The organism is Mycobacterium sp. NGS34 (assembly GCF_059812845.1).
The window spans coordinates 361,717-385,993 of sequence record NZ_JCALDM010000002.1 but is presented as its reverse complement, the minus strand read 5'-3'; the positions used below and the strand labels follow the sequence as shown (position 1 = coordinate 385,993).

General features: G+C 70.0%; 25 protein-coding genes. 6 read left to right on the top strand and 19 right to left on the bottom strand.

Annotated elements, in window-relative coordinates:
• The first annotated feature begins 23 nt into the window (after positions 1–23).
• Positions 24–947, top strand: a complete 924-nt coding sequence (locus tag AC5Y7V_RS06790) for a TauD/TfdA dioxygenase family protein (RefSeq protein WP_499879261.1) — start codon at positions 24–26, stop codon at positions 945–947.
• A gap of 61 nt (positions 948–1,008) precedes the next feature.
• Here the strand turns inward: AC5Y7V_RS06790 and AC5Y7V_RS06785 are convergent, their stop codons facing one another.
• From AC5Y7V_RS06785 to guaB, 3 genes are all read right to left on the bottom strand, one after another.
• A complete protein-coding gene (locus AC5Y7V_RS06785) occupies positions 1,009–2,745 on the bottom strand; it encodes a GMC oxidoreductase (RefSeq protein ID WP_499879260.1) in 1,737 nt (578 codons plus the stop codon).
• Between the two features lie 129 nt (positions 2,746–2,874).
• Positions 2,875–4,002 (bottom strand): GuaB3 family IMP dehydrogenase-related protein, encoded by a 1,128-nt coding sequence (locus AC5Y7V_RS06780; protein WP_499879631.1) that lies wholly within the window; start codon positions 4,000–4,002, stop codon positions 2,875–2,877.
• Between the two features lie 14 nt (positions 4,003–4,016).
• On the bottom strand, positions 4,017–5,630 hold the full coding sequence (guaB, locus tag AC5Y7V_RS06775; protein ID WP_499879259.1) for an IMP dehydrogenase: 1,614 nt from the start codon (positions 5,628–5,630) through the stop codon (positions 4,017–4,019).
• A gap of 151 nt (positions 5,631–5,781) precedes the next feature.
• Here guaB and AC5Y7V_RS06770 point away from each other — a divergent pair, with 151 nt between their 5' ends.
• Positions 5,782–6,192, top strand: a complete 411-nt coding sequence (locus tag AC5Y7V_RS06770; RefSeq protein ID WP_066933952.1) for a DUF5319 domain-containing protein — start codon at positions 5,782–5,784, stop codon at positions 6,190–6,192.
• A 1-nt stretch (position 6,193) separates the two neighbouring features.
• Here the strand turns inward: AC5Y7V_RS06770 and AC5Y7V_RS06765 are convergent, their stop codons facing one another.
• The 3 genes from AC5Y7V_RS06765 to AC5Y7V_RS06755 form a co-directional block, all read right to left on the bottom strand.
• Entirely contained in the window at positions 6,194–6,970 is a 777-nt protein-coding gene (locus AC5Y7V_RS06765) for an anti-sigma-D factor RsdA (protein WP_499879258.1), read from the bottom strand.
• On the bottom strand, positions 6,963–7,538 hold the full coding sequence (locus AC5Y7V_RS06760; protein WP_499879257.1) for a sigma-70 family RNA polymerase sigma factor: 576 nt from the start codon (positions 7,536–7,538) through the stop codon (positions 6,963–6,965). The genes AC5Y7V_RS06765 and AC5Y7V_RS06760 overlap by 8 nt, the downstream gene beginning before the upstream one ends.
• An 81-nt stretch (positions 7,539–7,619) precedes the next feature.
• Complete coding sequence (locus AC5Y7V_RS06755; protein ID WP_499879256.1) at positions 7,620–8,426, bottom strand: hypothetical protein; 807 nt, start codon at positions 8,424–8,426, stop codon at positions 7,620–7,622.
• Positions 8,427–8,793: 367 nt separating this feature from the next.
• On the opposite strand from AC5Y7V_RS06755, the gene AC5Y7V_RS06750 reads away from it, so the two are divergent.
• The 3 genes from AC5Y7V_RS06750 to AC5Y7V_RS06740 all read left to right on the top strand — a co-directional run bounded on the left by AC5Y7V_RS06750 (position 8,794) and on the right by AC5Y7V_RS06740 (position 10,627).
• On the top strand, positions 8,794–9,102 hold the full coding sequence (locus AC5Y7V_RS06750) for a WhiB family transcriptional regulator (RefSeq protein ID WP_067009583.1): 309 nt from the start codon (positions 8,794–8,796) through the stop codon (positions 9,100–9,102).
• 251 nt (positions 9,103–9,353) lie between these two features.
• Positions 9,354–10,145: a Rieske (2Fe-2S) protein gene (locus AC5Y7V_RS06745; protein WP_499879630.1), complete on the top strand. Its 792-nt coding sequence runs from the start codon at positions 9,354–9,356 to the stop codon at positions 10,143–10,145.
• Positions 10,142–10,627 (top strand): hemerythrin domain-containing protein, encoded by a 486-nt coding sequence (locus AC5Y7V_RS06740; protein WP_499879255.1) that lies wholly within the window; start codon positions 10,142–10,144, stop codon positions 10,625–10,627. The genes AC5Y7V_RS06745 and AC5Y7V_RS06740 overlap by 4 nt, the downstream gene beginning before the upstream one ends.
• Positions 10,628–10,631: 4 nt before the next feature.
• Here the strand turns inward: AC5Y7V_RS06740 and AC5Y7V_RS06735 are convergent, their stop codons facing one another.
• On the bottom strand, positions 10,632–10,910 hold the full coding sequence (locus AC5Y7V_RS06735; protein ID WP_499879254.1) for a hypothetical protein: 279 nt from the start codon (positions 10,908–10,910) through the stop codon (positions 10,632–10,634).
• A gap of 105 nt (positions 10,911–11,015) precedes the next feature.
• On the opposite strand from AC5Y7V_RS06735, the gene AC5Y7V_RS06730 reads away from it, so the two are divergent.
• Complete coding sequence (locus tag AC5Y7V_RS06730) at positions 11,016–11,747, top strand: superoxide dismutase family protein (RefSeq protein WP_499879253.1); 732 nt, start codon at positions 11,016–11,018, stop codon at positions 11,745–11,747.
• A gap of 11 nt (positions 11,748–11,758) precedes the next feature.
• Here AC5Y7V_RS06730 and AC5Y7V_RS06725 read toward each other — a convergent pair whose 3' ends face one another.
• From AC5Y7V_RS06725 to AC5Y7V_RS06670, 12 genes are all read right to left on the bottom strand, one after another.
• Entirely contained in the window at positions 11,759–12,424 is a 666-nt protein-coding gene (locus tag AC5Y7V_RS06725; RefSeq protein WP_499879252.1) for a nitroreductase, read from the bottom strand.
• A gap of 66 nt (positions 12,425–12,490) precedes the next feature.
• Complete coding sequence (locus AC5Y7V_RS06720; RefSeq protein WP_499879251.1) at positions 12,491–13,591, bottom strand: ferritin-like domain-containing protein; 1,101 nt, start codon at positions 13,589–13,591, stop codon at positions 12,491–12,493.
• Positions 13,592–14,178: 587 nt separating this feature from the next.
• Complete coding sequence (gene groL / locus AC5Y7V_RS06715) at positions 14,179–15,795, bottom strand: chaperonin GroEL (RefSeq protein ID WP_499879250.1); 1,617 nt, start codon at positions 15,793–15,795, stop codon at positions 14,179–14,181.
• 81 nt (positions 15,796–15,876) lie between these two features.
• Entirely contained in the window at positions 15,877–16,179 is a 303-nt protein-coding gene (gene groES, locus AC5Y7V_RS06710; protein WP_007167930.1) for a co-chaperone GroES, read from the bottom strand.
• A gap of 212 nt (positions 16,180–16,391) precedes the next feature.
• Positions 16,392–17,414, bottom strand: a complete 1,023-nt coding sequence (gene tsaD / locus AC5Y7V_RS06705; protein ID WP_499879249.1) for a tRNA (adenosine(37)-N6)-threonylcarbamoyltransferase complex transferase subunit TsaD — start codon at positions 17,412–17,414, stop codon at positions 16,392–16,394.
• Positions 17,411–17,881 carry a ribosomal protein S18-alanine N-acetyltransferase gene (rimI, locus tag AC5Y7V_RS06700; protein ID WP_499879248.1) on the bottom strand — a complete coding sequence of 157 codons (471 nt, stop codon included), beginning with the start codon at positions 17,879–17,881 and terminating at the stop codon, positions 17,411–17,413. The genes tsaD and rimI overlap by 4 nt, the downstream gene beginning before the upstream one ends.
• A complete protein-coding gene (gene tsaB, locus AC5Y7V_RS06695) occupies positions 17,878–18,501 on the bottom strand; it encodes a tRNA (adenosine(37)-N6)-threonylcarbamoyltransferase complex dimerization subunit type 1 TsaB (protein ID WP_499879247.1) in 624 nt (207 codons plus the stop codon). Before tsaB ends, rimI begins: the two co-directional genes overlap by 4 nt.
• The gene (gene tsaE / locus AC5Y7V_RS06690) at positions 18,498–18,956 is read right to left on the bottom strand and encodes a tRNA (adenosine(37)-N6)-threonylcarbamoyltransferase complex ATPase subunit type 1 TsaE (protein ID WP_499879246.1); all 459 of its coding nucleotides are present in this window, start codon (positions 18,954–18,956) and stop codon (positions 18,498–18,500) included. Before tsaE ends, tsaB begins: the two co-directional genes overlap by 4 nt.
• The gene (locus AC5Y7V_RS06685; protein WP_499879245.1) at positions 18,949–20,004 is read right to left on the bottom strand and encodes an alpha/beta fold hydrolase; all 1,056 of its coding nucleotides are present in this window, start codon (positions 20,002–20,004) and stop codon (positions 18,949–18,951) included. The genes tsaE and AC5Y7V_RS06685 overlap by 8 nt, the downstream gene beginning before the upstream one ends.
• A 52-nt stretch (positions 20,005–20,056) precedes the next feature.
• On the bottom strand, positions 20,057–21,223 hold the full coding sequence (alr, locus tag AC5Y7V_RS06680) for an alanine racemase (protein ID WP_499879244.1): 1,167 nt from the start codon (positions 21,221–21,223) through the stop codon (positions 20,057–20,059).
• Positions 21,224–21,424: 201 nt separating this feature from the next.
• A complete protein-coding gene (gene gad, locus AC5Y7V_RS06675) occupies positions 21,425–22,813 on the bottom strand; it encodes a glutamate decarboxylase (protein ID WP_499879243.1) in 1,389 nt (462 codons plus the stop codon).
• Between the two features lie 29 nt (positions 22,814–22,842).
• The gene (locus tag AC5Y7V_RS06670) at positions 22,843–24,258 is read right to left on the bottom strand and encodes an NAD(P)H-hydrate dehydratase (RefSeq protein ID WP_499879629.1); all 1,416 of its coding nucleotides are present in this window, start codon (positions 24,256–24,258) and stop codon (positions 22,843–22,845) included.
• Between the last annotated feature and the right edge of the window lie 19 nt (positions 24,259–24,277).

The following is a 24,277-nucleotide window of genomic DNA, read 5'->3' as shown; positions in this document are numbered from 1 at the left end:
GTTACGGCAAAAGGACCCCTGAAATGACAGATGCGGTGACCGTCACCAAGCTGGGCAGCCGGATCGGCGCCCGAATCGACGGAGTGAAACTGGGCGGCGACCTCGACCGGGCCACCGTCAACGAGATCCGCGCGGCCCTGCTGGCTCACAAGGTGATCTTTTTCCGCGGGCAGGACCACCTCGACGACGAGGGGCAGCTCGAGTTCGCGCGGCTGCTGGGCACGCCGATCGGCCACCCCGCGGCGGCCTTCCTGGCGGCCAAGGAGGCGCCGATCATCACGCCCATCAACTCCGAGTACGGCAAGGCGACGCAGTGGCACACCGACGTCACCTTCGCCGCGAACTACCCCGCGGCCTCGATCCTGCGCGCGGTCACGCTGCCCAGCTACGGCGGCTCGACGCTGTGGGCCTCCACCGCCGCGGCCTACGACGACCTGCCCGAGCCGCTCAAATGGCTGGTCGACAACATGTGGGCGTTGCACACCAACCGATACGACTACATCACGCCCGAATCGATCGAGGCGATGACCGACACCCAGAAGGCCTTCCGCCAGGCGTTCGAAAAGAAGGAGTTCCGGACCGAGCACCCGGTGGTGCGGGTGCACCCGGAGACCGGTGAGCGGACGCTGGTGCTCGGCAATTTCGTGCGCGGGTTCGTCGGGTTGGACACCTACGAGTCGACCGTGCTGCTCGAGCTGCTGCAACGGCGAATCACCATGCCCGAGAACACCATTCGCTGGAGTTGGGGATACGGCGACGTTGCCATTTGGGACAACCGGGCAACGCAGCACCGTGCCATCGACGACTACGACGGCCAGCATCGGCTCATGCACCGGGTCACGTTGATGGGCGACGTGCCCGTCAACGTGCACGGGCAACGCAGCCGGGTCGTCAGCGGCGCCCCGCTCGATGCCACCACCCCGGAGGCGATCGCAAGCTCGGCGTAGCCGAGCGCCGCGGGTCGCCGACCGAACCACCCCCGAGACGATCGCAAGCTGATTTGAGGGGTCAGCCTGCCGTACTAACGGGGTCGCTCGGTAGCCAGCGCAACGCGCCCGGCGCATGCGCTGGCACCACCGGGTGCTCGGGTGGAACCGGCGACAGCCTGCGGTAGGTGTCGCCCTGCAGCGGGCGCAGGTCGTTCTCGCCCTTGTTGGGCCACAGCGACGCGGCCCGCTCGGCCTGCGCGGTGATCGACAGCGACGGGTTGACGCCCAGGTTCGCCGAGATCGCCGCGCCGTCCACCACGAACAGTGTCGGGTAGCCGTAGACCCGGTGATACGGGTCGATGACGCCGTGCTCAGGGCTGTCGCCGATCACCGCGCCGCCGAGGAAGTGCGCCGTCAGCGGGATATTGAACAGCTCGCCCCAGGTTCCGCCGGCCACGCCGTCGATCTTGGCGGCGATGCGGCGGGTGACCTCGTTGCCGACGGGGATCCACGACGGGTTGGGCTCGCCGTGCCCCTGTTTGCTTGAATACCAACGGATTCCGAGCTTGCCGCGCTTGGTGAACGTGGTGATCGAGTTGTCCAGATGCTGCATCACCAGCGCGATCACGGTGCGCTCGCTCCACTGCCGGGGGTTGAGCAGCCGCAACATCAGCTTCGGATTCTCGCCGGCCTGGTCGAACAGCTGCTTCCAGCGCGGCGTATCGGTGCCGCCGGGGCCGTGCCCGTCGGTCATCAGCGTCTGCAGCAGCCCCATCGCGTTGGAACCCTTGCCGTAGCGGACGGGCTCGACGTGGGTGTCCGACGTCGGGTGAATCGACGACGTGATCGCCACCCCGTGCGTCAGGTCCAGCTCGGGCTTCACCTCGAGCGTGGCGGCGCCGACGATCGACTCGGAGTTGGTGCGGGTCAGCACGCCCAGTCGCTTCGACAGGCGCGGCAGCTTGCCCGTGTCGCGCATCTTGAACAGCAGGTGCTGTGTTCCCCAGGTGCCCGCGGCCAGGATCAGGTGCGAGGCGGTGTAGGTGCGCCGGTCGCGGCGCAGCCAGCTTCCGGTGCGAACCGTCCGGACCTCCCACAGCCCGTCGGGGCGCTGCTCGAAGCCCTTCACGGTGGTCATCGGAATGACTTGTGCACCATTGGCTTCCGCGAGGCCGAGGTAGTTCTTCACCAGCGTGTTCTTGGCGCCGTAGCGGCAGCCGGTCATGCAGCAGCCGCATTCCAGGCAGCCGGTCCGGTCCGGGCCCGCGCCGCCGAAGAACGGGTCCGGCACCGTCTTGCCGGGCGCCTTGGTGCCGTCCGGGCCGAAGAACACGCCCACCGGGGTCGGCACGAAGGTGTCGCCGCAGCCCATCTCGTCGGCGACCTCCTTCATGAGGCGGTCGGAATCGGTGAACGTCGGGTTCTCCACCACGCCGAGCATCCGTTGCGCCTGCTCGTAGTGCGGCATCAGCTCGTCGCGCCAGTCGGTGATGTGCGACCACTGCCGGTCTTTGAAGAACGGCTCCGGCGGCACGTACAGGGTGTTGGCGTAGTTGAGCGAACCGCCGCCGACCCCGGCGCCGGCCAGGATCATCACGTTGCGCAGCGGGTGGATCCGCTGGATGCCGTAGCACCCGAGCCTGGGCGCCCAGAGGAACTTGCGCAGGTCCCAGGAGGTCTCGGCGAATTCCTGGTCCGAGAAGCGGCGGCCGGCCTCCAGCACGCCAACCCGGTAACCCTTTTCCGTCAGCCGCAACGCGGTGACGCTGCCCCCAAACCCCGACCCGATGATCAGGACGTCGTAATCCGGCTTCATTGCACCAGTATGGCCTTACCGGCCGGTAACAAACCAGGGGCGTGCGGCCGCTTCTCAGTCGAGCGTGCGGCTGGCCGCACATTCGGAGTCGAGCGTGCGGCTGGCCGCACATTCGGCCGCTCGCCGCGCTCAGCCGCCGACGGTCAGGCCGACCTTCTGGAATTCCTTCAGGTCGCAGTAACCGGCCTTGGCCATCGACCGACGCAGGCCGCCGACCAGGTTCAGGCTGCCGAACGGGTCGTCGGACGGCCCGCCCAGCACCCGCTCCAGCGGCGGGCGCTCACCGACGGCGATCTGCAGCAACGCCCCGCGCGGCAGCGACGGGTGCGCAGCGGCGGCCGGCCAGAACCAGCCGCCCCCGAGCGCCTCGGCGGCCTCGGAAAGCGGCGTGCCCAGCATCACCGCGTCGGCGCCGCAGGCGATGGCCTTGGCCAGCTCGCCCGAGGTGTGGATGTCGCCGTCGGCCAGCACGTGCACGTAGCGGCCGCCGGTCTCGTCGAGGTATTCGCGGCGCGCGGCGGCGGCGTCGGCGATCGCGGTGGCCATCGGCACGCTGATGCCCAGCACCTCATCGCTGGTGGTCACCCCGCGGGTGGAGCCGTAGCCGACGATGACCCCGGCGGCGCCGGTGCGCATCAGGTGCAGCGCGGTGCGATGGTCGAGCACCCCGCCGGCGACCACCGGCACGTCGAGCTCGGAGATGAAGGTCTTCAGGTTCAGCGGCTCACCGTCGCTGGCCACCCGTTCGGCGGACACGATCGTGCCCTGGATGACCAGCAGGTCGATCCCGGCCGCCACCAGCACCGGCGTCAGCGCCTGCGCGTTTTGCGGGCTGACCCGCACCGCGGTGATCACCCCCGCCTCGCGGATGCGGGCCACCGCCGACCCCAGCAGTTCGGGGTCCAGCGGCACCGCGTGCAGTTCCTGCAGCAGCCGGATCGCGGCCGACGGCTCGGGCTCCTTCTCGGCGGCCTCCAGCAGTTGGGCGATCTTCGCCTCGACGTCGGCGTGCCGGCCGATCAGCCCCTCGCCGTTGAGCACGCCCAGCCCGCCGAGGCGGCCCAGCTCGATCGCGAACTCCGGCGACACCAACGCGTCGGTGGGATGGGCGATCACCGGGATCTCGAACCGGTAGGCGTCCAGCTGCCACGCCGTCGACACGTCCTTCGAAGAGCGGGTGCGCCGGGACGGCACGATGCTGATCTCGCTCAGTTCATACGTGCGGCGGGCGACGCGGCCCATGCCGATCTCGACCATTGCCAGTTCGCTGTTCACCGCGCGAAATAGTTCGGCGCTTCGACCGTCATGGCGACATCGTGTGGATGGCTCTCGCGCAGCCCGGCCGCCGTGATCCGGACGAACTGCGCCTGCTGCAGCACCTCGATGGTGGGCGAGCCGGTGTAGCCCATCGCCGCGCGCAGGCCACCGGTCAGCTGGTGGATCACCGAGCCCAGCGGGCCGCGGAACGGCACCCGGCCCTCGATGCCTTCGGGCACCAGCTTGTCCTCGGAGAGGGCGTCGTCGGCGAAGTAGCGGTCCTTGGAATAGGACTTGCCCCCGCCGGAACCGCCGGAGCCCCTGCCCGCCATGGCGCCCAGCGACCCCATGCCGCGGTAGCTCTTGAACTGCTTGCCGTTGACGAAGATCAGCTCGCCGGGCGCCTCGGCGGTGCCGGCCAGCAGCGAGCCGAGCATGGCCGTCGACGCGCCGGCGGCCAGCGCCTTGGCGATGTCGCCGGAGTACTGCAGCCCCCCGTCGGCGATCACCGGGACGCCGGCCGGGCGGCAGGCCGCGACGGCCTCCAGGATCGCGGTGATCTGCGGCGCGCCGACGCCGGCCACCACCCGCGTCGTGCAGATCGATCCCGGGCCGACCCCGACCTTGACCGCGTCCGCCCCGGCGTCGACGAGCGCGGCGGCCGCGGCCCGGGTGGCCACGTTGCCGCCGATGATCTCGACGCGCTCACCGACCTCGGCCTTGAGTTTGCCGACCATGTCGAGCACCAGCCGGTTGTGCGCGTGCGCGGTGTCCACGATCAGCACGTCGACGCCGGCGTCGACCAGCATCATCGCGCGGACCCAGGCGTCACCGCCGACGCCGACGGCGGCGCCGACAAGCAGCCGGCCGTCGCTGTCCTTGGTGGCCAGCGGGTGCTGTTCGGTCTTGACGAAGTCCTTGACGGTGATCAGCCCGGTCAGCCGGCCGTGGCCGTCGACGACGGGGAGTTTTTCGATCTTGTTGCGGCGCAACAACCCAAGCGCCGCGTCGGCGCTGACGCCCTCTTGCGCGGTGATCAGCGGGGACTTGGTCATCACCTCGGCGACCTTCTTGGTCTGGTCCACCTCGAAGCGCATGTCGCGGTTGGTGATGATGCCGACCAGCGCGCCGTCGTCGTCGACGACGGGCAGCCCCGAGATCCGGAACCGGGCGCACAGCGCGTCGACCTGCGCCAGCGTGTTGTCCGGGCGGCAGGTGACCGGATCGGTGACCATGCCGGCCTCGGAGCGCTTGACCATCTCGACCTGGCCGGCCTGCTCGGCGACCGGAAGGTTGCGGTGCAGCACGCCCATGCCGCCGGCCCGGGCCATCGCGATCGCCATCCGCGACTCGGTGACGGTGTCCATCGCCGAGCTGACCAGCGGCACCTTGAGCCTGATCTTCTTGGTCAGCTGGCTGGAGGTGTCCGCGGTGGCCGGGACCACATCGGAGGCGGCGGGCAGCAGCAACACGTCGTCGAAGGTCAATCCGAGCATCGCGATTTTGTACGGGTTGTCGCCCCCGGTCGGCACCGGCTCGTCGGCCAGCCCGGTGAGGTGGGGGTCGCGCAGGTACGGGCTGGCAACCAGGTCGGAGCTGTCTTCTAAGTGGGACGTGCCACGGGACATCGGTGGGGCCCTCCATGCGCGCGCGGAGTGAGAAGCCCATCCTATCGGCTCGCGCGGACACCGGACCCGCTTGCCCGGGCGCGCCGCGCGCGCCGCGCGCCGCGCGTCTCCCTGCTGGCGCTATGACGGCCCGCCTGCGTAGTCTAGAGGCGTGCGTGACCACCTCCCACCGGGTTTGCCACCCGACCCGTTCGCCGACGACCCCTGCGATCCGTCGGCTGCGCTCGAAGCCGTCGAGCCGGGGCAACCGCTGGATCAGCAAGAGCGAATGGCGGTCGAGGCGGACCTGGCCGACCTGGCCGTGTACGAGGCCCTGCTGGCGCACAAGGGAATTCGCGGGCTCGTGGTGTGCTGCGACGAATGCCAGCAGGACCACTACCACGATTGGGACATGTTGCGGGCCAACCTGTTGCAACTGCTCATCGACGGCACCGTCCGCCCGCACGAACCCGCCTACGACCCCGAACCCGACTCCTACGTCACGTGGGATTACTGCCGGGGATACGCCGACGCCTCGCTCAACGAGGCGACGTCAGACGCGGACGGATTTCACCGCCGCTGAGCTAGGGAGTCTCGTCCGGCGCCGCTGAAGACGGCGTGGACGAGTGCCCGTGATGCCGATGCCGCCCGGACGACGGGCTCGTTGTGGGGCTTGCTGACGGGCTGGTTGCGGTCGTGCTGGCGGCCGACGGGGGTTTGCCGCTCGGACTGGGCGCGACCGACGAGGTCGACGAATCGGCCGGCGCCTTCGGCTTCGGCGCGGCCGGCGGCAGCGTCGCGTTCGGGTTGCGCGATTCGACCCGGGTGTTGAGCAGGTTCACCTCGTCCAGCAGGTCGTTGCGGCTGGCCCCGTCGTTCATGGATTGCACCGTGCTGCTGACCTCGGCCAGCTGGTTCTGCGCCTGGGTCCACTGGCCCTGGTCGATCATTTGCTGAACCTTGGCCAGTTCCGCCTTGGCCGACAGCTCGATCTGGCTGTCCTTGACCCTCGGCTGGTCGAAGAACATCGCGTGCAGGCCGTACAGCGTGTCGCCGGGACGGGCCTCGACCACCATGGCGCCGAACCCGCTCAGCACCAACAGCGTCGCGGCAACCGATCCGATCGTGGCCAGGCCGCGGCGGGCGCGCCGCCGCTCGGCCAGCCCGGCGTGCAGCGCCCCGACGGCCTCCTCGGGCGAAACCAGCGCGCTGGCCGGCGGCCAGCGCAGGTCGTCGCGCCAGTCCGCCAGCAGGACCGCCAGCGCGTCGTCGTTGGGATCGTCCAGGTCGACCGGCCGGCGCTCGGCGAGCGCGTCGAGAAGCAAATCGGTGCTGGCGAATTCGTCCAGGGATTCAGGCATAGTCACCCGCCGCTACGATTTCGGACTTGAGCCGGGTCAGCGCCCGGTGCTGGGCCACGCGGACCGCTCCCGTCGTGCTGCCGACGGCGGCCGCGGTCTCCTCGGCGGACAGGCCCACGACCACCCGCAGGATCAGGATCTCGCGCTGCTTGGACGGCAGGATCTCGAGCAGTTCGTTCATCCGGCTGACCGAGTCGGCCTCGATGGCCCGTTGCTCCGGGCCCGCGTCGGTCGACCAGCGTTCGGGGATGGTCTCGGCGGGATAGGCGAGGTCACGGCCGGCGGCCCGATGCGCGTCGGCGACCTTGTGGGCCGCGATGCCGTACAGGAAGGCCAGGAACGGACGTCCCCGCTCGCGATAGCGCGGCAGCGCCGTGATGGTGGCCAAGCACACCTCCTGTGCCACGTCGTCGGCTGTCAGACCACCCCGGGCGACCGTGCCGACTCGCGCGCGGCAATATCGGACGACGATCGGACGGATGGTCTCCAGCACCTCCCGTAGGGCGTTCCGGTCCCCCGCTACGGCCTCCGCAACCACAGCGTCGAGACGTTCCCCTTGAATTGTCATCGACGGCGGTTGCTCCAACGTTACGAACGGGACACATCGCGGGCTAACTAACGCACTGACAATAACGGGCGGAAGGCCGTTTCAAGCGGAACGCCACGCGCCCCCGGCGCGCCGCACCTGGCCTGCGCAGATATCGCGAATTTCGCGCAGCTTTTGTGTTGAAAACGTGACGCTTTCGATGTCGATCAGCAAGCAAGCCAGCGCCCACCGAAGCGGGATCAGATTCGATCGGCCGGTGGCGTCCAGCGCCGCCTCGGCGACCGCGCGGGCGCGCTCGACGCGGCCCGCGCTGCACAGGGCGGCCGCCAGCACCACGTCGCTTTTGACGCGGTGCCGCACCGACGCGACGGCCATGGCCTCGGCCAGCCGCACGGCCTCCTCGGCATGGCGCATCGCCGACTCGCCGTCGCCGGAGGCCATCGCCAACTCGGCGGCCACCCAGCCCCGGCGCACCGGGAGCCGGTCCGGCACCGGTCCGTCGTCCACGCGGGCCAACAACGTTGCCGCGGCCGCGAACCGGCCGACGCCCAGCGCGTCGGCCGCCAGCCCGATCAGCGCGTCGGCGCGGGCCTCGGGATCCGCGCCGGCCAGCGCCAGCGCGCGCCCGTCCCAGCCCCGCGCCAGCGTGTGCCAGCCGAGCTGGCGCAGGAACGAGCCCTGCGTGCTGTGGGCCAGCGACACCCACCGGCCCGCCGGAACGGTTCGTCGCAGCACCGCCAAGTCGCGGTAGGCGCTGCCGTAGCGGCCCTGCCCGCCCGCCGCGACGGCCCGCCACCACAGTTGCTGCGACGTGCGTGCGGCCGGCAGCGGCCAGGTTGCGGGTTGCTCCCCGAAGGCGGCGGCTGCCAGTGTGCTGTTAATCACCGAAGTGTGACCAGTTTCAATCACGGTGATAGTAGTAAACACTTCGTGCTGTTCTTGTTACCGAGCTGTTAATCGCCACGAGCCGCGTACTAATTGCTCCCCCCACTGTCCTGCGCGCTGAGCTGGGAAATCTCGGTCCGGTCAAGTGCCTGGTAGCACGGTCCTTGGTCAGCAAAAGCGTGGCACATGAACGGCGAGTTAATTCTGCTCCAACGCTTACATATTTTGGCGAGCTAAGTGGCTATTGACGGAAATTCGCCAACGCCCCTAAGTTCTACTTCGACGGGTAGTCATCGGAGACCCCACTCGAAAATCGGTTGCACAATCGCTTGTCGGAACGCTACGCGAACCCCGAACTTCTGGGCGTGCCGTGCAGAGAGGGAACGATCCAATGCCACAGCCGGAGCAGCTACCTGGCCCCAACGCCGACATCTGGAACTGGCAACTGCAAGGCCTGTGCCGCGGCGTTGACTCCTCGATGTTCTTCCACCCCGACGGCGAGCGTGGCCGCGCCCGCATGCAGCGCGAGCAGCGCGCCAAGGAGATGTGCCGGCGGTGCCCGGTGATCCAGGAGTGCCGTTCCCACGCGCTGGAAGTCGGTGAGCCGTACGGGGTTTGGGGTGGCCTGTCGGAATCCGAGCGCGACATGCTGCTGAAGGGCGACATCGGCCGCAACCGCGGGATCCGCCGCTCGGCCTGATCCCCGCGTTCGTCGGGTGAACGATTTGCGGCGGCATCACGTGTCCTAGTGGTGGACTGCGCGCCGCAGGCCGGCCGTGGTCCGATCGAGGCGGCGTCGAGACTCGCTGCGCCGCGTCGGTTCGCTCACGCCACAGGAGGACCGCCGTGGCTGAACGGTCAAACAATTTTCTCGATCGCGTCCGGACCACCGTCGGACAGCAGCGGTGGCTGGATCGGCCGAGCTACCGCCTCGAGCACGCGCTGACGTTCCTGTTCGCCGCCATGGGCCGGCATCGGGATCGGGTCGGCAACGCGCTGCACGGGACCTGGCTGGGCCACCCGCTGCATCCGGCGCTGACGGCGGTGCCGACCGGGGCGCTGACCACGACGGTCGCGATGGACGCGGCCGGCCTGCTGCCGGGTCGCCCCCCGCAATACCGCGACGCGTCGCGGTTCGCGCTGGGGGTCGGGATCGTCGGAAGTGTCGGCGCCGCGGCCACCGGCGTGACGGACTGGCAGCACACCCACGAGCAATCCCGCCGGATCGGCCTCGTGCACGGCGCGCTGAACGCGCTCGCGACGGGGCTGTACGCGGCGTCGTGGTGGGACCGCCGCCGCGGCCGTCATCTTCGCGGAATAGCAAGCAGCGCTTTGGGTTACGGCATCACGCTGGGCAGTGGCTACCTGGGCGGGGCGTTGGTGTTCGGGGAGGCGACCGGCGTCGATCGCTCCGGCGACCGGCTGGCCTCCGACCACTGGACGCCGGTGCTGCCGGCCGCCGCGCTGGACGGCCAGCCGCGCCGGGTCGAGGTGGACGGCGTCGGTGTGGTGCTCTACCGCAACGACGGTCGGGTGCTGGCCGTCGGTGAGCGCTGCCCGCACCTGGGCGCGCCGATGGGCGACGGCTGGATCGACCGGGACCGCATCGTGTGCCCGTGGCACGGTTCGAGGTTCGCGTGCGAATCCGGGGAGGTGCTGCGCGGACCCGCGACGGCGGCGCTGCCGAGCTACCCGGCGCGCATCCGCGACGGGCTCGTCGAGGTGCGCGGGGTGGCGAAATGAACGCCTACGACGTGCTTTTCGAGCACCACAAGGTCCTGCGTGGACTCTGCGAGAAGATCACCGCGATACCGCCGGACACCGACGAGCGGCAAGACGCCCTCGATGAACTGCTGATCGAGCTCGACATCCACATGCGCATCGAGGACGACCTGTTCTACCCCGCGGTGTCGGCGGCAACCGAGCTGGTCGCGATCGCCCACGCGGAGCACCGCCAGGTCTGGGATCAGCTCGCGGTGCTGCTCGGCACGTCGCCGACCGCACCGGAATACCCGGACGAGTGGCACTCCTTCGTCACCGTGCTGGACGCCCATGCGAGCGAGGAGGAGCGCGACTTATGCCCGGCCCCAATCGATTTGAGCGAGGAGATGCTCGAGGCGCTGGGAAATCGGATGGTCGAGCGCATCGCGGAGTTGCGCCAATCGGGCATCCACAAGCTCCGGGTCCGCGGGCGTAAAGCCGTGCTCAGCGCGCTGGGCGGGTAGGCCCTCAGAGGTTGGTCGGCGCGCCCAGCGCGCCCGGTGCGTCCGTCACCTGGCCGGTGAGCAGGTTGTGCATCGCGGTGGCGTCGTGCGCGGCGGCGGCAGCGGCGCGGAGGTGCCACTCTTCGCCGTCCTCGGTGTAGGCCACCATCTGCCGGGCGGCAAAGCTGTACAGCGACTGGATCATGGGCAGGTTCCTCTTGCGGGCCACGTCGGCTATCCAGAGATAGCTCGAGGCCTGCCTGAGCGCTTCCGCCAAGTGCGGTTCGGGGACCACGCAACCCACGCTCGCACACCGCGGGCGTGCGGAGCATCGGCTGCGGCCCGGCTCATATGCCTCTCATATCTTTGTGCGGCGTTTGATATTCGCTCATCGGGGTAGGCCCAGCCCATGAAACGGGAAATGGCCTTTGCGGTCGCGGCACTCACCGCGACCATCGCGCCATTGGGCGCTTGCGCGAACCAGGGCGGTAACCAGTCCACCACGTCGCCGTCCTCGAGCGCGCCGGCCGGCGCCGAGCGGATGACCACTCAGTTGAAGAGCGCCGACGGGACGCAGGTCGCCAACGCCACCATCGACTTCACGAGCGGCTACGCGACGGTGACGGTGGAGGCCGGCCCCAACCAGGTCCTGACCCAGGGCTTCCACGGGCTGCAAATCCACGCGGTGGGCAAATGCGAGGGCGACTTCAGCTCCGCCGGAAGCGTCTACCAGGCGCCGGGTCACACCGGTTATCCCGCCAGCGGCGACCTGACCGCGCTGCAGGCGCGCTCCGACGGCTCGTCGAAACTCGTCACCACCACGAACTCGTTCACGGCCGCGGACCTGAGAAACAGCTCGGGCACCGCGCTGGTCATCCATCAGGCCGCGGACAATCTCGGCGGCTCGTCCACCGGTGATTCGGGCAAGCGGGTGGCCTGCGGGGTGATCACCGCGGCGACCGCGACGACGACGTCGTCGACGACGGAGACCACCACCGTCACCACGGTCACGACCGCGGTGCCCCCGCCGTCGACCAGCACCAGCACCAGCACGAGCACCGTCACGGTCACCAGCACACCGACCGCCACCACCACGCCGAGCTACACCTGGACGACCCCGCCCAGCCTTCCTCCCCGATAGCTGACGCGGGTCTAGCCGTGGACGAACGTGACCGTCTCGTCGAGCGGCGCGCGGCCCGTGCGCGTGTAGCCGACCGCGGGGTCCTCGTACCCGATTGACATGCCGCAGAACAGGATCAGCCCGTCCGGGGGCGACACGATCTCCGCGACGGTCTTGCGATACACCGACCACGCCATCTGCGGGCAACTGTGCAGCCCCTCGGCGCGTAGCAGCAGCATGACGGTCTGCAGATACATGCCGACGTCGGCCCATTGGGGCCGGCCCAGGTCGCGGTCGATGTAGCAGAACAGGGCGGCGGGCGCACCGAAGCACTCCCAGTTGGCGGAGGCGGCCCGCTGACGGGCCTCCCAGTCCTCGCGCTCAATGCCGAGCGCGCTGTAGCGCTCGTGGCCGAAGGCGGATCTGCGTTCGCGGTAGGGGGACTTCAGGTCGTCCGGGTACATCTCGTATTCCCGCTCGTCCCAGGGGCCGTGAGCGGCCACCCGTTCGCCGGCGCGTTTCTTGAGCTCGGCCATCGGCGCGCCGGTCACCACGTAGGAGTTCCACGACTGGAGGTTCGATCCGGACGGCGACCACGCCGCCGCGGACAGCACCCGCTCCAGCACCTCCCTCGACACGGGCTCGTCGGTGAATCCGCGCACGGCTCGTCGGGATGTGACTGCCTCGTATACGTCCACGGTCGCTCCCCCTGGTCGGTTTCGTTGCCAACCATATGGGCCCTTGCCCAGGACGGGGGCCTTGGGTCAGCTCGCGCCCGCCGCGATCACCTGGTCCACTTCGAGCGCCCGGTCGGCCATCTCGGCGTGCGCCTTGTCCAGCGCGTCCGCCTGATCCTCGTCGGCCTTCATCAGCGCCTCGATGTTGGAGCCCGCCAGGTCGAGGACGCCCATCTCCGTGAAGGCCTTCTGCACCTTGTCGCCCCATAACCCGATGTCCTTGACGATCGGCACGATCCGACTGAACAGGTGCGAGCGGAACTGGATCATCAGCGGCGACGTGTCGACCCACTCGGCACACGCTTTGACGTCGAGGCCCAGGGTTTCGAAAACCTCCTCGCCGCGGAACCGGTCGCGCATCAGGTAGCAGGCATCGACGACGAACTCTTCGCGCTCGTCGCGCTCGGCCTCGGTCAGCGCGGAGTAATAGTCCTTCAACGAGATTCGGCCGAAGGCCACGTGCCGGGCCTCGTCCTGCATGACGTAGGCCAGCAACTGCTTGGCCAGCGAGTCCGGCGGCGCCAAGTCGCGCAGCGTCCCGAAGGCGGCGAGTGCGAGCCCTTCGATGAGGACCTGCATGCCGAGATACGGCATGTCCCAACGCGAGTCGCGCAGGGTGTCGTCCAGCAATTGGGTCAGGTTCTTGTTGATCGGGTAGACGAGACCGACCTTCTCCTGCAGGAACCGCGAGAACGCCTCCACGTGCCGGGCCTCGTCCATGGTCTGGGTGGCCGCGTAGAACTTCGCGTCCAAGTCAGGGACGACCTCGACGATCTTCGCCGCGCACACCATCGCCCCCTGCTCGCCGTGCAGGAACTGCGAGAAGTTCCAGGCCTGGGAGTGCCGGCGCATCTCGGCGCGACGCGATTCGTCTGCGGCTTCCCACACCGGACTGCCGAACAGCGGATGGAACTCGTCGGGCAGCCCGACCGGGTTGTCGGGATCGACGTCTTGCGCCCAGTCGATGCGCGACTGGGCATCCCACTGCTTGTCCTTTCCCTTTTGGTACAGCGAGAGGAGCCGGGCGCGACCCTCGTCGTACTCCCAGGTGAAGCGCGCATCGCCGGCACTGGGGACCGTCCACGAGTAGGGCTCGGGGACGTCCGTGTACTTGTCCCTCGTGGTCATGAGTTCTCGCCTTCCGCCCGGTATGACCAGTGGTCATATGACGAGTATCACACTGCACCCGAACGCGGTGATGCGTCAACCCTGACGGGCAGTGGTGATGATGCCCGTGGCCGTGGTCGTGGTCATCGTCGGCCTCGACCGGCTTCTTGACCAATGACGTCGCGGTGGTGCGGGATGTAAGCCCGTCAGCCCTTGCACTGAGGTAGGAAGCCGGGCCCGTAACCGCAGTCCAGCGGGCCTTCTAAGACCTGGTTGCCCGCGGCCGGGTTGTCGTGCCAGGCATAGTGCCAGTCATGGCAGACACTCATGTCCCAAGTTATCGGTGCATTGGATGACGGTAGGGGTTTGCCTGGGCACCAACAGGTTTGAGTCGCGCAACCGGGCTGGGCCCGGGCGACACCTGTGGCCATGCATGAACTCGCCACCGCGACGGCGCCGGATAGCAGCGCGACGGCGACGACCTCTTTCAGGTTGTGAGCGGTGTTCATGGTGGTCAGATTCCCGCAGACTACTTGCGAGATTCTTGCGATCACCAAGAGGAAGCGCCCCCGGCCGATTGACCGGGGGCGCTTCGTTACCAGGCGCTCTTAGTGGTGGTGATGCCCGTGGCCGTGGTCATCGTCCGCTTCCGCGGGCTTCTCGACCACCGCAGTCTCGGTGGTCAGCACCATCCGCGCCACCGACGCCGCGTTGACGACGGCCGACCGGGTCACCTTGACCGGGTCGATCACGCCGGCGCCGAGCAGGTCGCCGTATTCGAGCGTCTCGGCGTTCAGGCCCTGCCCGACGGGCAGCTCGCTGACCGTGTGGACGGCGACCGAGCCGTCCAGCCCGGCGTTGGTGGCGATCCAGTACAGGGGCGCCGCTAGCGCCGTGGAGAACACGTCGACGCCGAGCGCCTCGTCGCCGCTGAGCGTCCCGCGCAGCTCCGTCAGCGCCTTGCGGGCGTGGATGAGCGCTGTGCCGCCGCCCGCGACGATGCCCTCCTCGACGGCGGCCTTGGCGGCTGCGACGGCGTCCTCGACGCTTTCCTTGCGCTCCTTGAGCGCCGTCTCGGTGGCGGCACCGACCTTGATGACGGCCACGCCGCCGGCCAGCTTGGCCAGCCGCTCCTGCAGCTTCTCGCGGTCCCAGTCGGAGTCGCTGCTTTCGATCTCGGCGCGCAGCTGCTTGACGCGGTTGGCGACCGCGTCCTTGGAGCCGCCGCCCTCGACGATGATGGTGTCGTCCTTGCTGACCACCACGCGGCGGGCCGAGCCCAGCACCTCGGCGCCGACCTCGCGCAGCAGCAGCCCGGCGTCGGGGTTGATCACCTGCCCGCCCGTGACGACCGCCAGGTCCTCGAGGAACGCCTTGCGGCGGTCACCGAAGAACGGTGCCTTGACGGCAACGGCTCTCAGCGTCTTGCGGATGGAGTTGACGACGAGCGTCGCCAGGGCCTCGCCCTCGATGTCCTCGGCGATGATCAGCAGCGGCTTGCCCGCTTCGGCGACCTTTTCCAGCATCGGCAGCAGGTCGGGCAGCGAGCTGATTTTCTCCTGGTGCAGCAGGATCAGCGGGTCGTCGAGCACGGCCTCCTGCGAGTCGAAGTCGGTGACGAAATAGGCCGACAGGAAGCCCTTGTCGAAGCCGACGCCCTCGGTGAACTCCAGCTCGGTGGACAGCGTCGAGGATTCCTCGACGCTGACGACGCCGTCGGCGCCGACCTTGGTCATCGCCTCGCCCACCAGCTCACCGATGTGCGGGTCGCGCGACGACACGGTCGCCACCTGCGCGATGCCCTCCTTGCCCGACACCGGGGTGGCCTCCGCCAGCAGCGCCTCGGACACCGCGTCGCCGGCCTTGCCGATCCCGACGCCCAGCGCGATCGGGTTGACGCCGGCGGCGACCATCCGCAGCCCGTCCTTGACCAGCGCCTGCGCCAACACGGTCGCGGTGGTGGTGCCGTCGCCCGCGACGTCGTTGGTCTTGGTGGCCACCGACTTCACCAGCTGGGCGCCCAGGTTCTCGAACGGGTCCTCGAGGTCGATCTCGCGGGCGACGGTGACGCCGTCGTTGGTCACCGCGGGCCCGCCGAACGCCTTGGCCAGCACCACATGCCTGCCCCGCGGCCCGAGCGTCACCCGGACGGCGTCGGCGAGCTTGTTGACCCCGGCCTCCATGGCGCGCCGCGCCTTTTCGTCGTACTCAATAACTTTGCTCATCAGGCTCCTTCACGCCGAACGCATGCCGCCCCGGAAATCGCCCGCGGTATGCGCGGGGATCGCCGGGGCGGAACACGGTCCTTACTTGGATACGACAGCCAGCACGTCGCGCGCGGACAGGATCAGGTACTCCTCGCCGTTGTACTTGATCTCGGTGCCGCCGTACTTGCTGTAGATGACGGTGTCACCCTCCGAGACGTCCAGCGGGATCCGCTTCTCGCCGTCCTCGTCCCACCGGCCCGGGCCGACTGCGACGACGGTGCCTTCCTGCGGCTTCTCCTTGGCGGTGTCAGGAATGACCAGACCGGACGCGGTCGTGGTCTCGGCCTCGTTGGCCTGCACGAGAATCTTGTCCTCGAGTGGCTTGATGTTCACCTTCGCCACGATTGGAGCCCTCCAATAGTTAGATCGGGTCCGGGGCGGTTGCCCAGGAATTATCAAGGGATTCGGCAGTCGTCCGTGCCCTCGCGCCGTCGTCGCGGGTGCCGACACAGGGGCTCGGCCGATTGCCACCTAGCACTCTATACATGCGAGTGCTAGCACTCAAGGCCGCCCCGCTGCTTCTGGCGTCTCGGCGTGTCCGCGCTGAGCGAACATCAGCCCACCTGGCCTTTTACCACCGGCAGGCCGGGGTCGCTGGGGACGTCCAGCGGCGACGGGGCCGCGCCGGCCGCCACCAGGTGCGCGGCGAAGGCGGCGATCATCGCTCCATTGTCGGTGCACAGCCGCGGGCAGGGGATGCGCAACGTCAGGCCGGCCGCCGCGCAGCGCTGCGTGGCCAGCTCCCGCAATCGCGAGTTCGCGGCCACTCCCCCGGCGATCAGCAGCGTCGAGACGCCCAGCTCGGTCGCCGCGCGCACCGCCTTTCCGGTGAGCACGTCGGCGACGGCCTCCTGGAAGCCAGCGGCGACGTCGGGGGTCGGCGCGTCCGGGTGGCTTTCCACGTAGCGCGCGACGGCGGTCTTGAGCCCGGAGAAGCTGAACGCGTAGGGGTCGTCGCGAGGACCGGCCATGCCGCGCGGGAACGTGATGGCCTCGGGATCGCCGGTGCGGGCCAGGTCGTCGAGCACCTTGCCGCCCGGATACCCCAGCCCCAGCAGCCGCGCCACCTTGTCGTAGGCCTCGCCGGCGGCGTCGTCGACGGTGCTGCCCAGCTCGACGATCGGCTCGCCGAGCGAGCGCACGTGCAACAGGTGCGTGTGCCCGCCCGACACCAGCAGCGCCACGCACTCGGGTAGCGGTCCGTGCTCGTAGACGTCGGCGGCCAGGTGCCCGCCCAGGTGGTTCACGGCGTAGAACGGCACGTCCCAGGCGGCCGAATACGCCTTGGCCGCAGCCACTCCCACCAGCAGGGCGCCGGCCAGCCCGGGCCCGATCGTGGCCGCGACGACATCGGGCCTGTCCAGCCCCGCCGTTTCCAGCGCGCGGCGCATGGCGGGGCCGAGGGCCTCCAGGTGCGCGCGCGACGCGATCTCGGGGACGACGCCGCCGAAGCGGACGTGTTCGTCGACGCTGGACGCCACCTCGTCGGCGAGCAGCGTCACGGTGCCGTCCTCGTCGAGGCGCGCGATGCCGACTCCCGTTTCGTCACAAGAGGTTTCGATGGCAAGGATGATCATGTGAGCGGCTCCCGTCGCATGGTGTACGCGTCGGCGCCGCTGACCCGGTAGTAGCGCTTGCGCACGCCGATCCGCGCGAAACCCGCGCTGCGGTACAGCGCGATGGCCGCCTCGTTGTCAGTGCGGACCTCCAGGTAGACGACGCCGCCGGCGGCGAAATCGAGCAGGTCGTCGAGCAGCCGGCGCCCGATGCCCCGCCCCTGGTAGGCCGGGTCCACCCCGATGGTGTGCACCTCGTACTCGAAGGGCGGTGTGCGGCCCAACCGCGAGATGCCGGCGTAGCCGACGAGCGTGCCGCCGACGCGGGCGGCCGCGTAGTGGTTGTGCTTGGCGGCCAGCTCGCGGTTGAACGCCACCGCGGGCCAGGGATCGTCGCCGGGGAACAGCATCGCCTCCAGCTCGGCGCAGCGCTCGGCGTCGCCGGGCGTCAACGCGCCGAGGGTCACGGGCTCGCTGGGGGCGGTCATCGGGGGGCCGCCAGGGGCTTGGCGTCGGGGCGGCGCAGATAGAGCGCGACGAGCGGGAGCGGGCGCTCGGACCAGTCGGGCACCGCCGCGACCAGGCCTGCCGGCGTCGGGTGGGCGGGCCCGCTGACCGGCAGGCCGAACAGTGCGGCGTGCTCGGGTGAGCCGGCGACCGCCGTGGCGGGACCGGGGTCGACGTCTGCCGGGGCGTTAACTCCCGGTCCCGCCAGGCGGAACCCGTCGCGGTAGCGCGCCCAGTACACCTCGCGGCGGCGGGCGTCGGTGACCACCAGGACGTCGCCGGTGGTGCGCACCCCGATGGCGTCCAGGCTGCATACCCCGCGCACCGGGATGCCCAGCGCGTGCGCGTACGCCGCGGCGCTCGCCATCCCGGCCCGCAGGCCGGTGAACGGGCCGGGTCCGCAGCCCACCACGACGGCGTCGAGATCAGCCATCGTGCACCCGGCGTCGGCGAGGGCGGCCAGCGCGTTGGGGGTCAGCCGCTCGGCGTGTGCGCGGGCGTCGTGGGTGACCCGCTCGGCCAGCACGGTCAGATCCTCGACCCGCACCAGGCCCGCCGTCACGGCCGGGGTCGACGTGTCCAGCGCCAGAACGAGACTCATGCGCCCCACTCCCAGGTCGCGATCCGCACATCGGAGTGGCTGACCCGCTCCAGCCGGACGTCGAGGTGCCGCTCCGCGAGGCGCTCGGCCAGGCCCTCGCCCCACTCGACCACCACGACCGCGTCGTCGAGATCGGTGTCGAGGTCCAGCGAGTCCAGCTCCCCCAGCAGGTCGGCGCCGCCATGATCCAACAGGCGGTACATGTCGACGTGAATCATCGCCGGCGCGCCGGGCCGGCGCGGCGGATGCACCCGCGCCAGCACGTACGACGGCGACGTGACCGGACCGTCGACGTCCATCGCCGCGGCAATTCCCTTGGCCAGCACCGTTTTTCCCGCACCAAGCGGGCCGGACAGCACCACCACGTCACCCGCCCGCAGCTGCCGGCCCAGCCGCGAACCCAGCGCGACGGTGTCCTCGACGCGCTCGCACGTGGCCGTGCCCCCCTCAGCCACCACGGCGCCGCAACCTTTCTCGCAATCGCCGGTACCGCAGCACCAGCTCGCCCGGAACGGCCCGGTGGACGAGCCGGACCAGCCCGTCGTTGATCGCCTCGGGCTTGTCCAGCAGCGCCAGGTGGCTGGCCCCGGCGACGATGACCAGCTCGGAGCGCGGCAGCGAGGCCGCCATCTTGCGCGAGTATTCGTCGGGGGTGAGCAGGTCGTGGTCGCCGCACGCGATCAGGGTCGGGACCTTGAGCAGGGTCCACAGCCCGGCGGTCTCGTCGTGTTTTTCCAACGCGTCGAGGAAGCCGACCATGGTGTCGATCGGCGTGCCGTTCATCATCCGCTGCGAGAACGCGTCCAGGCTCCGGCTGACCTGTAGGTCGCTGTAGGACGCGGCCCGCAGGATCGGGCCGATCAGCGATCGGGACACGTTGCGGCCGCGGTGCATCAGCTTGGGCGCGGAACGGGCCGTGAACCGAAACGCGTCCAGCGCAGGGTTTTTCAGGATCTCGCCCAGCGGCGATCGCGTGACCCCTTCGGCCGCCGACGAGATGATCGCGGCGCCGACGATCCGGCGGCCGTACCGCTCGGGGAACTGGCGCGCGTGCGACAACACCGTCATGCCGCCCATCGAATGTCCGACGAGCACCACCACCCCCTTGGGGGCGGCGGCCTTCAGCACGCTGTCCAGGTCCTCGCCCAGCTGGGTGAGCGTGTAGCTCTCGGGCGGGCCGGCGCCGGATCGTCCATGGCCGCGCTGGTCGTAGAACATCATCCGTACGGGCGGGGACAACCGATTCGGCAGGCGGGTGCGCTGGAAATGGAAGGCGCCCATGCGCAGGCAGAATCCGTGGACGAACACCATGGTCACCGGCGCGTCGACCGGGCCCGCCTCGCGGACCGCCAGGGGCACCCCGTCGGGGGTGGTCACCACGTAGGCGCGGTCCTTGTCGATCGTCTCGAAATCCTCTTCCGCGTAAGGGTCTTCGAGCAGGGCCGCGCGCTGGGTCACCGAGCGGCGAGCGGAGGCTCCGACGATGGTGGCGACGGCGGTCACCCCGGCCCCTCCCGCAAGCCAGGCTTTGCCCCTGCGACGCCTGCGGGTCTTGTCAGGGCTCAAGGGTTTCGGCCTCGCGGTAGGTTCTGGTGATCCGCCCCCGGGGGCTGGTGACCACTTCGTAGTGGATGGTGCCGAGCAGGTCGGCCCAGTCTTGTGCGGTGGGTTCGCCCCGAGTGCCGGGCCCGAACAGGATCGCCTCGTCGCCCTCGGCCACGTCGACCGGCCCCGGCCCGAGGTCGACGACGAACTGGTCCATGCAGATTCGGCCGGCACCGGGCCGGCGCCTGCCGTTGATCAGCACCTCCAGCCGCCCGCCCAGCGCGCGGAACACGCCGTCCGCGTAGCCGATCGGCATCAGCGCCAGGGTGGTGTCGCGTTGCGCGGTCCAGGTGTGCCCGTAGGACACGCTCTCGCCGGCGCGAATCGATTTGACCAGCGCGACGGGACATTTCACGGTCATCGCCGGGATCAACCCCATGTCGCCGAGCTGGGGCACCGGGCTCAGGCCGTACACCGCGATGCCGGGGCGCACCAGGTCGTAGGCCAGGTCGGGACGTGACATCGTGGCCGACGAATTCGCCAGGTGCGCAACCTCGAAATGCACGCCCTCGGCGCGCGCCCGCGCGAGCAGGTCGGAAAAGCGTTGGGCCTGAACGTCGTTGACGGGGTTCTCGGGCTGGTCGGCGAACACCATGTGCGACATCAGCCCGCGCAGCCGGATGGCGTTCTCGGCGACGGCGGCGCGCAGCGCGGTCAGCATCGCCGGGTAGTTCGCCGGGGCCACGCCGTTGCGGTTCAGCCCCGTGTCGACCTTGACGGTCACCGTCGCCGTGCGCCCGGTGCGGCGCACCGCGTCGATCACCTCGTCGAGCTGGCGCACCGAGGACACGCCGATCTCGACGTCGGCCAGCAGCGCCGGCCCGAAGTCGATGCCGGGCGGGTGCAGCCACGCCAGCACCGGCGCGGTGATCCCGTCGGCGCGCAGCGCCAAGGCCTCGGCGACGGTGGCGACCCCGAGCTCGGCCGCCCCGGCGGCCAACGCCGTCGTTGCGACCCTTGTCGCGCCGTGCCCGTAGCCGTCGGCCTTGACGACGGCCATCACCCCGGCGCCGCCGGCGTGCTCGCGCAGCACCCGCACGTTGTGCGCGACGGCGCCCAGGTCCACCACGGCCTCGGCGAGGACGCCGGGCGTCAGGGATATCGGCGTAACGGGCACGCCCGCCATTGTCCCAGAACCCCTCGGGCAGAACCGCTCCTCCTCAGCTGTCACACGAGTCACCCGTTCCGGGCGGCACACGGTGTGCCCGCCTCACAGCGACAAATCGCCACCGCATCCCGGCTTGTCGCTCGGAGGCGGGCACAAACAGACATCCCCCCGCGCCGGGGCCAATGTGACGGATGTGACAAGCAGAGAGGCTCAGTGCGCGAAGTGTTGGGCGTCGTTGTAGTGCCCGCCGGGCTTGAGCTTGTCCAGCGAGGCCAGCGCGGTACGGGCGTCGTCGTGCAGCGCGCGGGCCAGGTCGGCGGACAGCCCTTCGCGCACCACGATGCGCAGGACCGAGATGTGGGTGGCGTTGTCGGGCATGGTGTAGGCGGGCACCTGCCAACCGAAGCCCCGCAGCTCGTGGGAGACGTCGAACTCGGTGTAACCCAGACCGCGGGCCAGCCGGAAGCTGATCACCGGGATCGCCGAACCGTCCGAGATCAGCTGGCAGTGGTCAGCTTCGGCCAGCTGCTCACCCAGCCAGCGCGCGGTCGACGACAGGCTCTGCATCACCTTGGCGTATCCCTCACGGCCCAGCCGCAGGAAGTTGTAGTACTGGCCGACCACCTGGTTGCCGGCGCGGGAGAAGTTCAGCGTGAAGGTCGGCATGTCCCCGCCCAGGTAGTTGACCCGGAACACGAGTTCGTCGGGCAGGTGCTCGGCGCTGCGCCACACCACGAAGCCGATACCGGGGTAGGTCAGCCCGTACTTGTGGCCGCTGACGTTGATCGACACCACCCGCGGCAGCCGGAAATCCCACTTCAGTTCCGGGTGGAGGAAGGGCACGACGAATCCCCCGCTGGCGGCATCGACGTGCACGGGGACGTCCACGCCCCCGCCGGCCGCGAGCTTGTCCAGCGCCGCGCAGATCTCGGCGACGGGCTCGAGCTCACCGGTATAGGTGGTGCCGAGGATCGCCACCACCCCGATGGTGTCCTCGTCGACGGCGTCGATGACCTGCTCGGGGGTGATGACGTAGCGGCCTTCCTCCATCGGCAGGTAGACCGGTTCGACGTCGAAGTAGCGGCAGAACTTCTCCCACACCACCTGGACGTTGGAACCCATCACCAATTTGGGTGTCCGCTTTTCCCAGCCTTTGCCGACCCGTTGGCGCCAGCGCCACTTCAGCGCTAGCCCGCCCAGCATCACCGCCTCGCTGGAGCCGATCGTCGACACCCCGATCGCGCTGGACGGATCGTCATCACGCAGGTGGTCGGCGTGAAAGAGGTCGGCCACCATGCAGACGCATCGCTGCTCGATGGCCGCGGTCGCCGGGTATTCGTCCTTGTCGATCATGTTCTTGTCGAACGTCTCCGCCATCAGCTTTCCGGCCTCGGGATCCATCCAGGTGGTGACGAACGTGGCCAGGTTCAGCCGCGAGCTGCCGTCGAGCATCAGCTCGTCGTGGATGAAGCGGTAGGCGGCCTCGGGATCCATCGACTCGTCGGGCAGCCGCAGCGCCGGCACGGGGGTGGTGAACATGCGGCCCGTGTAGGCGGGAGCGACGGAGTGCGCGGGCACGGACGGGTGGCTGAGGGTCACGATGGATCCTTTCGTTGCAGGGCTGAGAGCTACAGCTCGGCCAGGGCGGCCCGGATGTGCGGGACGATCCGCGAGGACGACGTCGGCGCCTCGCCCGGGCCGGGGTCGGCCGCCGAGAGCGCGGCCGCGCGCGCGTGCACGAACGCCGCGGCCGCGGCCGCCTCGGCGGCCGGCAACCCGGACGCCAGCAGCGCGCCGATCATCCCGGACAGCACGTCACCCGAGCCGGCCGTGGCCGCCCAGGACTGCCCGGCGGGATTGAGGTAGACCGGCCCGCCGGGGTCGGCGACGACAGTGACGTTGCCCTTGAGCAGCACCGTCGCGCCGAACGCGTCGGCCAGCTTGCGGCACGCCGCCACCCGGTCGTCGCCGGGCGGGCTGCCGGCCAGCCGGGCGAATTCGCCGGCGTGCGGGGTCAGTACCGTGGGCGCGGCGCGGCTCATGACGAGCTCGGGGTGCGCCGCCAGGATGGTCAGCGCGTCGGCGTCGACGATCACCGGCAGGTCGCTTTCGAGCGCGAACCACAACGCGGCGGCCCCGGTTTCGTCGGTGCCCAGCCCCGGCCCGACGACCCACGCCTGCACCCGCCCGGCCGCGGCCGGGGTGGGCGACGCGATCACCTCGGGCCACTGCGCCAGCACCTGGGTGTGCGCGCTGCCGGCGTAGCGGACCATGCCGGAGGTGGCGGCGACGGCGGCGCCGGTGCACAGGACGGCGGCGCCCGGGTAGGTGGCCGAGCCGGCCATCACGCCCGTCACGCCCTGGGTGTACTTGTCGTCGTGGGGCCCGGGTACCGGCCAGCGCGCCGCGACGTCGGCGGCCTCGAACCCAAGCACATCCGTCTCGGGCAGGTCGAGGCCGATGTCGATCAGCTTGACGCGCCCGCAGTCGGCCAGCGCGTGCACGGGTTTGAGCCCGCCGAACGTGACGGTCAGCGCCGCGTGCACCGCGGGCCCGGCGATGGCGCCGGTCGCCACGTCGATGCCGCTGGGGATGTCGACGGCGACCACCGGGATTCCCTCCGCGGCGGCGAACACCTCGGCCGCCGCCGGCCGCAGCGGGCCCGACCCGGAGATGCCCACCACGCCGTCGATGACGAGATCGGTTGCGGCCTGAACGCTTTCGACGACGCGACCGCCCGCCCTGCGGAACGCCGCAAGCCCCTTGGCGTGGGTGCGCTCGGGGTTGAGCAGCACCGCGTCGGCGGCCGCCCCCCGCCGGCGCACGAAGGTCGCCGCCCACAGCGCGTCACCGCCGTTGTCGCCGGAGCCGACGACCGCGCACACCCGCCGGCCGGCGACCCCGCCCGCGCGGGCGGTCAGCTCGGCGATGATCTCGGCGGCCAGCCCGAAGGCCGCGCGGCGCATCAGTGCGCCGTCGGGCAGGCTGGCCAGCAGCGGCGCCTCGGCGTCGCGGATGGCGTCTACGGAGTAGTAGTGCCGCATCACCGCAAGCATTCCATGT